Annotated in this window: 13 protein-coding genes; 3 read left to right on the top strand and 10 right to left on the bottom strand. The window is 47.3% G+C overall.

The genetic code is table 11. The annotated features are described in order from the left end of the window. The first annotated feature begins 29 nt into the window (after nt 1-29). Together EKM87_RS01570 and EKM87_RS01565 are read left to right on the top strand one after the other, a co-directional pair. On the top strand, nt 30-530 hold the full coding sequence (locus tag EKM87_RS01570; protein WP_125681140.1) for a hypothetical protein: 501 nt from the start codon (nt 30-32) through the stop codon (nt 528-530). A 151-nt stretch (nt 531-681) separates the two neighbouring features. Next, a complete protein-coding gene (locus EKM87_RS01565) occupies nt 682-1,410 on the top strand; it encodes an MFS transporter (RefSeq protein ID WP_125681138.1) in 729 nt (242 codons plus the stop codon). Nucleotides 1,411-1,565: 155 nt separating this feature from the next. Here EKM87_RS01565 and lepA read toward each other — a convergent pair whose 3' ends face one another. After that, nucleotides 1,566-3,398, bottom strand: coding sequence for a translation elongation factor 4 (gene lepA, locus EKM87_RS01560; RefSeq protein WP_125681136.1), 1,833 nt, complete (start codon nt 3,396-3,398; stop codon nt 1,566-1,568). Between the two features lie 349 nt (nt 3,399-3,747). On the opposite strand from lepA, the gene EKM87_RS01555 reads away from it, so the two are divergent. Beyond that, nucleotides 3,748-4,086 (top strand): ribonuclease G, encoded by a 339-nt coding sequence (locus tag EKM87_RS01555; RefSeq protein WP_125681134.1) that lies wholly within the window; start codon nt 3,748-3,750, stop codon nt 4,084-4,086. A gap of 125 nt (nt 4,087-4,211) precedes the next feature. Here the strand turns inward: EKM87_RS01555 and dltD are convergent, their stop codons facing one another. From dltD to hrcA, 9 genes are all read right to left on the bottom strand, one after another. Further along, nucleotides 4,212-5,501 (bottom strand): D-alanyl-lipoteichoic acid biosynthesis protein DltD, encoded by a 1,290-nt coding sequence (gene dltD / locus EKM87_RS01550; RefSeq protein ID WP_125681133.1) that lies wholly within the window; start codon nt 5,499-5,501, stop codon nt 4,212-4,214. Nucleotides 5,502-5,504: 3 nt separating this feature from the next. After that, entirely contained in the window at nt 5,505-5,738 is a 234-nt protein-coding gene (dltC, locus tag EKM87_RS01545; protein WP_125681131.1) for a D-alanine--poly(phosphoribitol) ligase subunit DltC, read from the bottom strand. 36 nt (nt 5,739-5,774) lie between these two features. After that, nucleotides 5,775-6,983: a D-alanyl-lipoteichoic acid biosynthesis protein DltB gene (gene dltB / locus EKM87_RS01540; protein WP_125681129.1), complete on the bottom strand. Its 1,209-nt coding sequence runs from the start codon at nt 6,981-6,983 to the stop codon at nt 5,775-5,777. Then, entirely contained in the window at nt 6,983-8,512 is a 1,530-nt protein-coding gene (dltA, locus tag EKM87_RS01535; RefSeq protein WP_125681127.1) for a D-alanine--poly(phosphoribitol) ligase subunit DltA, read from the bottom strand. The genes dltB and dltA overlap by 1 nt, the downstream gene beginning before the upstream one ends. A gap of 55 nt (nt 8,513-8,567) precedes the next feature. Continuing rightward, nucleotides 8,568-8,717 (bottom strand): teichoic acid D-Ala incorporation-associated protein DltX, encoded by a 150-nt coding sequence (locus EKM87_RS01530; RefSeq protein ID WP_125681124.1) that lies wholly within the window; start codon nt 8,715-8,717, stop codon nt 8,568-8,570. A gap of 302 nt (nt 8,718-9,019) precedes the next feature. Then, nucleotides 9,020-10,165: a molecular chaperone DnaJ gene (dnaJ, locus tag EKM87_RS01525; RefSeq protein WP_125681122.1), complete on the bottom strand. Its 1,146-nt coding sequence runs from the start codon at nt 10,163-10,165 to the stop codon at nt 9,020-9,022. A gap of 123 nt (nt 10,166-10,288) precedes the next feature. Further along, nucleotides 10,289-12,154, bottom strand: a complete 1,866-nt coding sequence (gene dnaK / locus EKM87_RS01520) for a molecular chaperone DnaK (protein ID WP_125681121.1) — start codon at nt 12,152-12,154, stop codon at nt 10,289-10,291. A 38-nt stretch (nt 12,155-12,192) separates the two neighbouring features. Then, nucleotides 12,193-12,771, bottom strand: coding sequence for a nucleotide exchange factor GrpE (gene grpE / locus EKM87_RS01515; RefSeq protein WP_125681119.1), 579 nt, complete (start codon nt 12,769-12,771; stop codon nt 12,193-12,195). A gap of 20 nt (nt 12,772-12,791) precedes the next feature. Next, complete coding sequence (gene hrcA / locus EKM87_RS01510; RefSeq protein WP_125681117.1) at nt 12,792-13,829, bottom strand: heat-inducible transcriptional repressor HrcA; 1,038 nt, start codon at nt 13,827-13,829, stop codon at nt 12,792-12,794. Nucleotides 13,830-13,871: the final 42 nt, after the last annotated feature.

The raw sequence follows: 13,871 nt of genomic DNA, 5'->3' as shown, positions 1-13,871 counted from the left end.
TTGTTGCACACAAGAAAGGAATACTAATAATGAAAAAAGCATTGAAATTATTTTTAATTGCGCTCGTCTGTTTTTTCGCAGTCGGCGCATTAACCACGACCGCATCAGCTCATAAAGCGGGCTATTCATATAGTAAGCTGCCCAAGGGGATGCGTGGGACTTGGTACACTTATACTAACTTTGGTTATGGCAAAAAGAAAATTTATAAACTACATATGAGTAACAAGAACCTGCGTAAATACAAAAAACATAAAATCTACTATAACAAAAAGGCTATGAAAACCGTAAAATATTGGACGGCCACCCAAACTGGTAAGCTTGCCGGTTATCGCTGGATTCATGAATATGGTTGGCAACAATCTGCCGGTGATGGTGAGTATTATAATTTACACAAGTTTGGCAAACATAAAGTGTTTACTGTCGCTGAGGGCGCTGGTATTTGGGTCAGTGCCCATTACTACCGGAGCAAAAAAGTTGCTAAAAAAATGGGCCAAAAGCATTATCCTAAATTCTCGTATCAAGATTTTTGATTTTTAAGAGAACTTAATTGCTTCAAAGATCAGCGACAAATAATTCATTTTAGGGAGTCCATATTATGTGTTAAAAACTCTCCCAATATCAAAAAGACTACCAAGGTAAAAATTCCTTGGTAGTTTTTTCTATTTATTAAACGCGCTTGCCATGGCGATTGCGCCCGCTCTAGCAATTAGCATCTATCAACGTCTCGGATACAAATTCGTTATCGTGCTGGCGGCTTTGAGTTCACTTGCGATGGTTGTTACCATTCAATTCATCCACAATCGGGCAGAACCTTCAGTTACGTTAAAGGATCACCACTTTAAGATTATTCAACGAGACGCATTACCTGTAGCACTGATTTTTTCGCTGTTGTCTATTCCCTATTTTGTGACCCAAGCTGATATTGTTATGTACGTTCAAGAAAGACATTTGAACATTACCGTGAGTCTCTTCTTTTTATGTTACTCACTCGCTTTGATTGTTATTCGGATTCTATTAAAAAATTATTTTGATACGATTTCGTTTGGCATTTGGTTTTCTATCTGCATCATTGCCACAATTGGTTACATCATCCTATTAACCATCATGCAAAACAACTTCGAAATGATCTTGGCAGCGGGACTAGTGGCAGTCGGCTTTGGCGTTATGGTTTCTGTTTCCCAATCAACGGCCCTCTTACTAGCACCCATGAAAGAACAAGGCCTTGCTAACGCCACTTACTATTTGGGAATTGATATTGGGATGTCTCTTGGCCCCATCATTGGTGGAATTCTGCCTACTATTTTCCCACTCAGGTTCTTTTACCCAGTGATGCTGCTTGTTGTTCCTTTAACAGCAATTCTTTATTTATGTAATCGTCGCAGGCTCGATGCTGCAGTACAGTACAACTAAAGGCATATTATTTCAAAATTAGTTGTTTAAAAATGGTAATCAACATTATAAACAATAGTCAAAAAAACAGGGTTAGCCATCGAAAATAGTTCGATGGCTAACCCTGCTTTCACTTGTTTTTATATCATCATAAGAACAAACCAAACCAACTTTTTCTAGTCGCTTTCGTCTTCATCAGTCTTCAGAACGGCCATGAACGCTTCTTGAGGAATATCAACTTTCCCCACGGCCTTCATCCGTTTCTTACCAACCTTTTGCTTTTCAAGCAACTTCATCCGCCGGGTTCGGTCACCACCGTACAACTTGGCAGTCACGTCCTTCCGGTAGGCCTTGATGGTCGTCCGGGCAATAATCTTCGCCCCAATGGCCGCCTGCACGGGAATTTCAAAGTTTTGCCGTGGAATAATCTTCTTCAAGCGAGACGCAATTTCCCGACCCCGTTGTGGGGCGAAGGTTCTATGCGCAATGAAACTCAACGCATCAACCTTGTCGCCGTTCAACAGAATATCGATCTTCACTAAGTCCGCAGCTTGATAGCCGTTCATTTCGTAGTCCAATGAGGCGTAGCCCCGCGTGCTGGACTTTAACTTATCAAAGAAATCAAAGATGATTTCGGACAGTGGCATGTTGTAGATAATGTTGACCCGGTAATCATCCAAATACTCCATCGTCAGGAACTGACCGCGACGATGTTGGCAAAGTTCCATGACTGCCCCAACGTAATCGTTAGGTGCCATAATCGTGGCCTTAACGATGGGTTCCTCAACACTCTTGATGGAAGAAGCCTCTGGCATTTCTGCTGGGTTTTCGACTTCCTTCATCGTCCCATCCGTCAGGTACGCGTGATACGTAACGGATGGTGCCGTGGTGATCAAATCAAGGTTAAACTCCCGTTCCAGTCGTTCCTGGATAACATCCATGTGCAACATCCCCAAGAACCCACACCGGAACCCAAAGCCCAACGCCTGTGAAGATTCTGGTTCAAATTCCAACGCAGCATCGTTCAGTTTTAATTTTTCCAGCGCTTCCCGCAAGTCATTCAGCTTAGCATTGTCAGTTGGGTAAAGTCCGGCATAAACCATGGGACTCATTTCCCGGTAACCTGGCAACGCCTTATCAGCGGGCATAGCAGCGTTCGTCACCGTATCACCCACTCGGGTATCCGTGATATCTTTGATACTGGCCGTGATGTAACCCACGTCCCCAGCAATCAAGTTATCCCGGGAGATTGGCTTCGGCGAGTTAACCCCCACCTCAGTAACCTCGTATTCACTCCCACTGTTCATCAACCGAATCTTATCGCCTGGTTGAACGGTCCCTTCAAAGACCCGAATGCTCAACACAACTCCCCGATAATCATCGTAGACGGAGTCAAAGACCAACGCCTTCAAGGGTGCGTCTAAATCACCAGCTGGTGCCGGCACCTTAGCCACAACTTGTTCCAGGAGCTCTTCGATCCCGATACCCTGCTTAGCACTCGCCAAGACAGCGTCAGAAGCATCGAGCCCAATGACGTCTTCGATTTCTTTCTTGACCTTCTCCGGATCAGCCGCTGGTAAGTCGATCTTGTTGACGACCGGCACAATTTCCAGGTTGTCATCCAATGCTAAATAAACGTTTGCTAACGTTTGGGCTTCAACCCCCTGCGCAGCGTCGACGACCAGTACGGCCCCCTCACACGCTGCCAGGCTCCGTGAGACCTCATAGGAGAAGTCGACGTGTCCTGGCGTATCGATCAAATGAAATTCGTAATCGTGGCCGTCCTTGGCGTGATAGGTCAGCTCCACCGCGTTCAGCTTGATGGTAATTCCCCGTTCACGTTCAAGGTCCATGTTATCCAACACTTGATCTTGCATATCGCGCTTGGAGATGGTATCAGTCAGTTCCAAGATGCGGTCCGCTAACGTAGATTTCCCGTGGTCAATATGGGCCACAATGGAAAAATTGCGAATATATTTTTGATGTGCTTTTAATTTTTCAAGATCCATGTTGATTTCCTACTTTCTTAAACGCCATGTCTAAACAATTATACCATAGACCCAGCATTTGCCTAATTTTAAGGCAGTTGAATCCGCTAAAACCCTGGCTTTTTTCCCAATCTGACGGATCAACTATAATCAGAGTTAGGCCCTGGTTTCTGAGCGTTTTCAGCTTGTCAGCTAAAAAATGAAACTATTACACCATTTCCAAGCCGATTTATAGTAAAATAAAAATAGCCTGTTTTAAGTAGCTAGCTAAATATTTATTTGTTAATTATTATCGGGGCTTTTCGCAGCAATTTAACCGTCCAAAACTGACCAACGCTAAAAGCTGTTTTTTCCAGGGAGGAAAACATTTATGCAAGAGAACGGTAAAACTGTCCCACAAGAGGTCAAGGGCTGGAACTGGGGCGCCTTTATGTACAACATTTTCTGGGGACTTGGTAACAAGACCTACCTGCCCCTCCTCATGCTCATCCCCATCTTCAACATCGTGTGGATCTTTGTAGTCGGCTTCAAGGGGAATGAATGGGCTTGGCAAAAGGGTGACTACCAAGACGTGGCAACCTTCAAGGCTGTTCAAAAGACTTGGAACCGCGCTGGGTTGATCAACTTTATCGTGGCGGTAGCCAGTGTCGTGCTTTACTGGATCTTCTTTGCCACTATCTTGGCCAGCTTGTTCGGAAACAACTACTAACTTTGCGTTTATTTTCGCTATTATTTCTAAAGACAACGGTCGTTATTCCTTATATTTGGGAATAGCGATTTTTTTATCGCATCAATAAAAAATGGTCGCCAACCTTGCGATTGGCGACCACGTTTTTATTTTGCTTCATTTTCATACTGCTTTAAATCTGATGGTGCCAACTGTTGCCACTTCTTCGAGTAGAACTTGTCGTTGATGCTGTATTTTGGTTGTTCCTGCTGCTTCGTCAAGAACGGATTGACCCGTTGATCGACGGCCAGCCAACCGCGCCAGCCCAAGTGAATCGTGTCAGTCATAAAGTATGGCACGTTCCCCTTGTCGCTCAAGTCGACAATGTTGTTAAACCCTTGCGACTGAAGTTGGTAATGAATCTTTTCATCAAATTGCTTGAGCATGCTTGCCGAAAGCCCCGTGTACTTCTGCCACTTCGCGTTGACTGGTGGAATAATAAACAACACGTTGGTGTTCAGACGCGCAAACTGATCCAAGCACAGCTGGAAGTCCGCAAATTCTGGTGACTTCGTGTAAGACAAATTCTTTTGGAAGTCCTTCAACTTCCCGTGTTTCAATTCTTTCTTCAAACCTTGATGATAAAACTTGTTGCTAATACCGAACCGGTTATCGTTCGTTGCCGCTTTCCCTAACCGGCCTCCCAAGGCATCCAGCGCCGAGTAAGAGTAATGAGTGGGTAACTTCTGGGCTTGCTGGTTAACCTTCTTCAAGTTTTGCGATGGCAAGTCGATGCCGGAGAAGAATTGGTCTTCTTGCGTCAGCATATTCTTACGCGTCTGCAGGTAGAAGCGCTGGTAATCCGTTAACTTCTTCCCACTAGCAACCCGTTGGAGCGCCGCGTAAATAAAGTGGTCCGATTGGGCAGCAGGCATCTGCAGCAACCGTTGGGCCGCGTATTGGTCAATCGCGTCGCTACGGAAATGCGTCAGCCATTCAGCCGTCTGCAATTGTGAGTAGTAGAATCCAAAAGCATCCTTTCGCGTTCCGCTCTTCACAAACCATTGAGGCGAAATCACAAAGACCGCTTTCTTATTCCGCAATTGTCCTTGGATGTTTTGCATCACAAAGTACTGCGTCAAAGATTGTGACCCCCGGGCACCTAACAGAAATGGCCGGTAATCCCGGTGATATTTCTGTGCTAGGACCGAAGGATGCATCGGATCGAACCGGGACCATTCAGAGGACCCAAAGAACGGGACAAACCCATCCTTCAAAGCTTCCTCCTTAATGTGCTTTCCCCGCAGAACGTTGGGCGACAGCGAGACCGCTGCCTGCCGCTCGTGCGACTTGCTAACGTGGCTAAAACCTAACTTGACTGGCATTGCCAGTACCGCAAAAACTAGAACAGCCGCGAGAATTAACGGACCAAAGATCCGTAGAAGTCGCTTTGCCATTGGCTAGGCAAGGCTTTCGACTTTCGCAACGATTTTGTTGGGCGTGTCCCACTCTGACCGCTCAAATTCAGAAACTGGCACGTTGACACCTAATTCACTTTGTAATTGTAATAACAGTTGAACTGAACCCATGGAGTCCATTAACCCACTATCAAACAGGTTGTCGTCCATTGCCCCGCTAACATCGTTCCCCGTTAAGTCACTTAAAATTGCTAAAACCGTTGCTTTGATATCCATTTTGATTTCCCCCTATATGAAATTTAAACCCGTATTTTATTGGAACCATAACTTATCCAGTAATCCTGAGAAAATCAGGAAACTGAAGCAGACCATGTTTGCCGTTAAGAAGATGGCAAACCACTGCGTAAAACGGTTGTGCGGCACGCTCGCCCGGTGCTTCTTTTTGTACCGGAGCCAGGTGTCATTCACCACCAAAGCCACCCCATGAAACAGGCCGTAGGTGATGTAATACCAAGTTACCCCGTGCCAGAACCCCATGACTAACATGTTGATAATGTAGGTCACATTGGCTGTGGTCGTTGGTTTCTTGAAGACCTTATGCTTCATGAACCAGAAAACCAGTCGCATGTAGATAAAGTCCCGGAACCAGAATGACAACGTGATGTGCCAACGATTCCAGAAATCCTTGATGTTTGGTGAACGCCAAGGTTGATTAAAGTTCATCGGTGTTTCAATCCCCATGATGTAGGACGTCCCCACCGCAAACAGTGAATACCCAGCGAAGTCGAAGAACAAGTCAGCACTGTAACAGTACATGTAGCCGATGACCGGCCATGACAGGTCCAGGAAACCGCCTCGTGAATTCATCGCCATCAGCTGCAGCTTCGGCATCAACATCGTGCCGAAGTAGTACGCCAGAATGAACTTGTACAGGAATCCCACGAAGATGTACCGGATTCCCTTTTGCACCATTCCCAGGTATTTTTCCCGGTCCGGCACCGACCGATAATCAGCTTCAAACCGCCGATAACGGTCGATTGGCCCAGAAGAAATTGTTGGGAAGAATAGCATAAATTGTAAGAACGTCATGATGTTGTAGTCTTTTAACGTTCCATCCCGTGTTTCCATCATGGTCTGCACGGCTCTAAACGTTAAATAACTGACACCCAAGAAACCAATCAGGGATGACTGACCATTTTCAACTGCCGGTGTCACCTTAACAATGGTTAACGGCAGAATGGCCAGAATCACCATGACGTAGAAGAACGGCCCCGAATTCTTGTGTCTTCGGTAAACGGCATACCCCCAGGTGAGCGCCACTTCGTACAAAATGTAGATAATCAAGGCTACCCCTTGTGTCCACTTAGGACCACCAAAGGTCAGGACTAGGAAGAAGATTGAAATCAGTGTTTCGTACAAACGTGACCGCTTGCCGTATAGAAGACCAATCATTAGTGGCAACAGTGCCACCCCCAACAGGGCAAAATACGTTGGGTTACCGTATGGTTCAAATGACAGCATTACTGATTGACCTCGGCAATGATAGATTTAATATCGACCTTGCCGTTGGGGGTCATCGGTAGGCTATCTTTATAAACGAAGCGTTGTGGGATCATGTATTCCATCATATCTCCGCCTTGTAAATTTTCTTTAATTGCTTTCGTCAGGTCCAGTTCACTGGCAAAGTCGTGCGCTTGTGGCACCACCCAGGCAATCAACTGGCTGACCTTATGATTCCGATCGTAGCGGGGTACCGCCACACCGACTTGAATATGATCTTCCTGAGACAGGTAATGGTTGACCTCTTCCAGTTCGATCCGGTACCCGTGAAGCTTAATTTGAAAGTCGGTCCGACCCCGATACATAATCAGGCCATTGTCCAACTGAACCCCCAAGTCACCAGAACGGTAAACCCGCCGACCATCAACGTTCAAGAACGCCTTTTCAGTCTTTTCTGGATTGTTCAAGTAGCCCTTGGACATGGATGGACCCCAAATCAAAATCTCACCTTCAACACCGGCAGCGACTGGGTGTAATTGCGCATCAACCACCAGCATCTCAGTGTCAGCCTTGGCATAGCCAATTGGCAACCGAGGATAATCCGCTAAGATTTTATCCGTAATCTCAACTTGGGTGACCGCCACGGTTGTTTCCGTTGGACCATACGTGTTGAAGATGCGGGCGTGTGGGAACCGTTGCCGGAGCATCTGAGCTGTCGCGTGCGTTAATTCTTCACCACAGAACAAGAACCGGGTCAGGTTAGGATACCGTTCCTCACTAAACGTGGGTTCCATCAGACAAATGTCGACGAACGATGGCGTCGAGACCCAAACGTTCAGGGCCATCTTAGGCAATGTCGTGAACAAATCTCTGAAGTTATCCGTTACCGTCTTCGGTAAGGCAACTAGCGTGCCCCCTGCAGCCAACGTTGGTCCCCAATCCATCACGGACAGGTCAAACGAGTAAGGCGCCTGAGACAGCGTTCTAGGTGTCTCTGGTAACGTGAAGTCTGAACTCAACATCCAGTTCACATAGCTCAATAAGTTGGTGTGTGAAATTTGAACCCCTTTAGGTTTTCCAGTGGTTCCTGACGTAAAGATGATGTAATAAGTCTCATCCCCCGTCACTTCATGAGTCACTTGGTAATCTGCCACAGGTTGGCTCAGAATTTCGTTCAACTCCTCGGTGGCAATCACCGGAGTTCCCGTCAACGTTGTTGGCAGTGGACTGACTGCAATCGCCGCCACTGGTTTGGCAATCTCATTGATCGTGACGATTCGTTCCACTGGTGAATGCGTGTCAATGGGCACGTAGGCGTGACCACTCTTCACAATTCCTAAGAACGTCGCCATCATGTCGAACGTCTGGCCACCATACACCAGAACTGGTGACTCTCGTGGTAGATCCATTTCATCTAAATGTGCTGCTAAGGCATCCGAACGTTGTTTTAAATCACCATACGTGTTCGTCTGTCCCAAATAATCATACGCGATCCGTTCCGGATCACTTTGTGCAACCTGATCAATTGCTTTGATCATGTTTTCAATCATTCTCTATCCCCCCCAAAGGCTATCCGGCTTAATCATGTGGTCGTTGACCCCTCAACTAGAACTCGTTGTAAATAAACGTCGAGTTGTTTAATCCACTGTAGCCGTATAAATATACTAATGCCATCAAAATCACAAAGTAGAATACTGTCCAGCCAATGAACGCGATTACTGGCTGATGCCATAATGCCAGCCACTTTGCTCTCATGAAATTCACCCCCAAAGTTTTGTCGGTTGATTCGTCCCCAAAACCGACGTCCGTTCGCCACTGCTCAGAAGGGACTTTCCCCGACGAATCCTTCTGATCAGGTGAGGAGTCATGTAGCCCCAGCTACGCTCCTTATGTTTTGAGGTTATCATTGTGAAAACCGGATTGCAAACAACACTACTCAACCTTAAAGCTTTCTTTTCTTTTCGAACGGGCCCCAGTCATTTTGGGCCACAAAAAAGGCCGCTGAAAATCTTCAGCGGCCTTGATAGATTAGCTATTACAGCGTTTTTTTTCGACGACTAATTTTCGTTGAATTTATCGCGCATTTTGTTAAATAAGTTTCCTTTTCCAGTCCCCGAGACCGTCTCACCACTGGCTTTGGCAAAGTCACGTAAGGCATCTCGTTGCCCCTTGTTCAGGTTCTTAGGGGTTAAGACTTTCACGGTCACGTGTTCGTCACCGTTACCATTGCCACGTAAGCGTGGTGCACCTTTACCCTTCAAACGGAAAGTCGTTCCACCTTGTGTCCCGGCAGGAACCTTCAGCTTGACGTCACCATGAACGGTCTTGACCGTGACTTCGTCGCCCATTGTTGCTTGAACGAAGGAAATGTCCTGTTCAAAGTAGATTTCCGTGCCATCACGGCGGAAGTCCTTGCTAGGTTCAACTTGGAAGATAATGAACAGGTCACCATAACCACCGCCATTTTGGCCGGCTTCACCCTGACCCTGTAGCCGCATTTGTTGACCGTCATCCACACCAGCTGGAACGGAGACTTCAACTTCATGCCGTTCTTCTTCGTGACCGGAACCGCCACAGGTTGGGCACTTTTCCTTGATTTCCTTACCAGTTCCGTGACATACGGGGCAAGGTTGTTGGCTACGCATCCGGCCGAGTGGTGTGTTCGTCCCAGTCGTCACGAAGCCAGAACCGCCACATTGATGACAGGTAACTGGTGAGGTACCAGGTTTAGCACCATTCCCACCACAGGTATGACACTGTGATTCACGCGTGTACTTGATCTTAGTCTTCTTACCAAAGATAGCCTCTTCAAACTTCAAGTCCATCTGGTACTGAAGGTCCCGACCAGGACGTGGCGCATTGGGATTCCGTTGACCACCGCCGCCACCAAAGAATGAATTGAAGATGTCGTCGAAGCCACCGCCGCCACCAAAACCGCCGAAGCCGCCTTGTTGACCGCCGCCGAAACCACCGAAACCTTGGGAGCCATCGGCTGAACCGTACTGATCATAATTGGCCCGCTTCTGTTCATCCCCCAGCACGTCATATGCATCCTGAACGGCTTTAAATTTATCCGCCGCATCTGGCGCCTTGTTCAAGTCTGGGTGATACTTCTTTGATAATTTTCGATAGGCCTTCTTAATTTCATCCTGGCTGGCATCCTTTGCGACACCTAATACGCCATATAAGTCCGTTTCCGCCATCTTTTTCCTCCCAATTCTTACCGATATTTTTCGCTACTTGTAAGAATAGCATACTCGAAACAAAAAGCCAAAGCCCCACGGACTCTGACTTTTTGCCTACCACTTGCTACCGTGAGCTAGAAATTACTTCTTATCGTCGTCGTTAACTTCGTGGAAGTCACCGTCAACGGTATCACCGTCATTGCCAGCATCCTTGGCATCAGCACCCTTAGCAGCACCGTCGCCCTTACCTGCGGCTTGTTGTGCTTCTTGTGCTTGTTGGTATAACTTAACGGATAAGTCTTGGATAATCTTGTTCAAATCATCCTTCTTGGACTTCATATCGTCAAGGTCATTCGCTTCTTGGGCCTTCTTGAGGGCGTCACGAGCATCTTCAGCCTTCTTGATTTCGTCGTCAGAAACTTTACCCTTAACATCCTTCAAGGTCTTGTCAGTCTGGAATAAGAGTTGGTCGACTTCGTTCTTCGTGTCGACTTCTTCCTTACGCTTCTTGTCGGCTGCTTCGTTTTCCTTGGCTTCGTTCATCATCTTTTCAACTTCTTCGTCAGACAGACCGTCGGAGCTCTTGATGGTGATCTTTTGTTCCTTGTTCGTTCCCATGTCCTTAGCAGACACGTTAACGATACCGTTCTTATCAATATCAAACGTTACTTGAATTTGAGGAACCCCACGAGGTGCAGCTGGAATGTCAGCTAATTGGAAGTTACCCAAAGTCTTGTTGTCAGCAGCCATTGGCCGTTCACCTTGTAAGACGTGGATATCAACGGCTGGTTGGTTGTCAGCAGCGGTTGAGAAGACTTGCGACTTGCTGGTAGGAATCGTCGTGTTCCGGTCGATCAACTTGGTGAAGACGCCACCCATCGTTTCGATACCTAAGGACAATGGCGTAACATCCAACAGAACAACGTCCTTCACATCACCGGTGATGACCCCACCTTGTACAGCGGCACCTAAAGCAACAGCTTCGTCAGGGTTGATGGAGTGGTTGGATTCCTTACCCGTCCACTTTTCAACGGCTTCTTGAACGGCTGGAATCCGAGTGGACCCACCGTTTAAGATAACAACGTCGATGTCGCTAGCTTGTAAGTCAGCATCCTTCAAGGCGTTTTCAACTGGGATCCGGGTCTTTTCAACCAGGTCAGCAGTCAATTCGTTGAACTTAGCACGGCTCAAGCTCTTTTCCAAATGCAGTGGGCCGTTATCCCCAGCGGAGATAAATGGCAAGCTGATGGAAGCTTCAGTCACACCAGAAAGGTCCTTCTTAGCTTTTTCAGCAGCATCCTTCAAACGTTGAACAGCCATCTTGTCCTTGGACAAGTCCACACCATTTTCCTGCTTGAAGCCATCGATCAACCAATCCATGATCTTTTGGTCGAAGTCATCCCCACCTAAATGGGTATCACCGTTCGTAGACAGAACGTCAAAGACACCGTCACCTAAGTCCAAAACAGAAACGTCAAAGGTCCCACCACCAAGGTCGTAGACCATGACTTTTTCATCTTTGTCTTGCTTGTCCAAACCATAAGCCAAAGCAGCGGCCGTTGGTTCGTTGATGATCCGTTCAACGTTCAAGCCAGCAATCTTACCGGCATCCTTCGTAGCTTGCCGTTGGGCATCGTTGAAGTAAGCTGGGACCGTGATGACAGCCTTGTCGACCGTATCACCAATGTAGTCTTCAGCAAAAGCCTTCAGGTGTTGTAAGATCATTGCGGAAACTTGTTCTGGCGTGTAATCCTTGCCATCAACCGTTTCCTTGAAGCCAGATTCACCCATGTGACTCTTGATAGATGAAATCGTGTTGGGGTTAGTGATTGCTTGCCGCTTGGCAACTTCACCGACTTGTGTTTCGCCGTCTTTAAAAGCAACGACGGATGGCGTCGTCCGGGCGCCTTCTTTGTTCGCAATAATCTTTGGGGTGCTACCTTCAAGAACGGCAACGGCTGAGTTAGTCGTCCCTAAGTCAATCCCGATAATCTTGTTACTTGCCATCAAAAATTCCCTCTTTTATAGTTTTTTTGTTTGTTTAATTATTGTGCGACAACGACCATTGCTGGCCGAAGTACACGGTCCTTCAAGAGATAACCCTTTTGGAGCACCTTGACGACCGTCTCTGCATCCTGTCCTGCTTCAGCGGGAACGGATTGCACGGCCTGATGACGCGTTGGGTCAAACTTTTGGCCCATAGCCTCAATCTCCGTGACGTTGTTACGCTTCAAGGCGTCTTCCAAGTGATCGTAGGTCATTTGGACACCCTTCTTAAGCTGAGCACCCGTATCATCGGTTGCTTCAACTGCGAGGGCCCGCTCCAGGTTATCGATCACGGGGAGCACGTCCTTTGCAAGTTGTTGGCCATCATACTTGATGAGCGTCGCTTGTTCCTTTTGGAACCGCGTCTGCATGTTTTGCACTTCGGCTTCGGCCCGCAAGTACTTGTCCTCAAAGTCACTGGCTTTCTTCTCTAAGTCAATCACTTCTTGCGACTTAGGCGCTGCTTGGGAATTGCCCGTTGCGTCCTTGCCTTGCTCAGTCTTGCCTGAATCTTGCTTGGTTGTGGCGGCCTTTGCCGCAGTTTCATCATCAGTGGATGGTTGTTGCTTGTCAGCCACGATAAAAAACCTCCCTTTCTTTACTCGTCGTAAAACCGATAATAATCTAAAAGTTTTTTCGCGAGCTCTTCACGAAACGCACCGACAATTCCCAACATCCGCGAGTACGGCATGCGGGTCGGCCCGAGAATGGCAATCATGCCCTTCCCGTGCTGATCAACGTCATAGGTTGCGGTGATCAGGCTGTAATTACGTAACGCATCGTTGGTCATCTCATTACCGATCTGAACGGAAATGTTATCGCTCGGTTGTCCTAAGACGTTGGCGATATCATCACTCTGGTCGATCAGTGAATACAGTGACTTCAGTGAATCGACGTCGCTATCCTGTGAGAAGTTCAACAGGTTCAACCGACCGCCGACGTAGAAGCGCTCCTGAGCTGCTCGGGTCAACACATCGCCGAAAATATCCAAGAATCCGGTGGGACTCTGAAGATAATTAGCAATTTGCGCGGGAATGTCGAGCTGCAGTTTCTTAATCACTTCTGGTAAGGTCAACCCTACCAGTTGATCATTAATCAACCGCACGACGGCTTCCAGCTGGTCGCCCTTAACATCTTCACTCACATCAAACGTCTGGTTTTCCACATCACCACCGTCAGTCACGAGAATTGCCATTACCTGACGCCGGCCTAATGGCACCAGCCGGAACCCGCTTAACCGGGCATCCTTCAGTTCTGGCTTCAACGTAAACGCCGTGTACGACGTCAGATTGGATAGAATCGTGGCGGACTGTGAAATGATCTCATCGATCTTGTGGAAATCCCCACCAAGTGAGGATTGAATCACGTCCATATCGTTTGGTTGCAGTGGATCTGGCTTAACCAGATGATCAACGTAGTACCGATAGCCTTCCACTGAAGGAATGCGCCCAGATGAGGAGTGGGTCTTCTTGATCAATCCTTGCTCCTCAAGCGCGGCCATCTCGTTACGAATTGTCGCTGAGCTTACGTGGATGGGTAACTGCTTGGCTAATGCCTTTGACCCCACCGGTACCCCGGTGTTAGTAAAGTCGCGGACAACGGCTCGCAGAATCATCATTTGTCTTTCTGAAAGCATCACAATCACCCCTTTTTTAGCACTCAAACTATACAAGTGCTA

The sequence above is a fragment of the Levilactobacillus yonginensis genome (assembly GCF_003946265.1).
GTDB classification, from domain to species: domain Bacteria; phylum Bacillota; class Bacilli; order Lactobacillales; family Lactobacillaceae; genus Levilactobacillus; species Levilactobacillus yonginensis.
The sequence above is the reverse complement of the archived record's forward strand: the minus strand, read 5'-3'. Positions and strand labels throughout refer to the sequence as shown.

Excerpts from the sequence above, each read along its gene's own strand:
- EKM87_RS01570 (WP_125681140.1), top strand. The coding sequence starts at position 30 with ATGAAAAAAGCATTGAAATTATTTTTAATTGCGCTCGTCTGTTTTTTC.
- EKM87_RS01565 (WP_125681138.1), top strand. The coding sequence starts at position 682 with ATGGCGATTGCGCCCGCTCTAGCAATTAGCATCTATCAACGTCTCGGA.
- lepA (WP_125681136.1), bottom strand. The coding sequence starts at position 3,398 with ATGGATCTTGAAAAATTAAAAGCACATCAAAAATATATTCGCAATTTT.
- EKM87_RS01555 (WP_125681134.1), top strand. The coding sequence starts at position 3,748 with ATGCAAGAGAACGGTAAAACTGTCCCACAAGAGGTCAAGGGCTGGAAC.
- dltD (WP_125681133.1), bottom strand. The coding sequence starts at position 5,501 with ATGGCAAAGCGACTTCTACGGATCTTTGGTCCGTTAATTCTCGCGGCT.
- dltC (WP_125681131.1), bottom strand. The coding sequence starts at position 5,738 with ATGGATATCAAAGCAACGGTTTTAGCAATTTTAAGTGACTTAACGGGG.
- dltB (WP_125681129.1), bottom strand. The coding sequence starts at position 6,983 with ATGCTGTCATTTGAACCATACGGTAACCCAACGTATTTTGCCCTGTTG.
- dltA (WP_125681127.1), bottom strand. The coding sequence starts at position 8,512 with ATGATTGAAAACATGATCAAAGCAATTGATCAGGTTGCACAAAGTGAT.
- EKM87_RS01530 (WP_125681124.1), bottom strand. The coding sequence starts at position 8,717 with ATGAGAGCAAAGTGGCTGGCATTATGGCATCAGCCAGTAATCGCGTTC.
- dnaJ (WP_125681122.1), bottom strand. The coding sequence starts at position 10,165 with ATGGCGGAAACGGACTTATATGGCGTATTAGGTGTCGCAAAGGATGCC.
- dnaK (WP_125681121.1), bottom strand. The coding sequence starts at position 12,154 with ATGGCAAGTAACAAGATTATCGGGATTGACTTAGGGACGACTAACTCA.
- hrcA (WP_125681117.1), bottom strand. The coding sequence starts at position 13,829 with ATGCTTTCAGAAAGACAAATGATGATTCTGCGAGCCGTTGTCCGCGAC.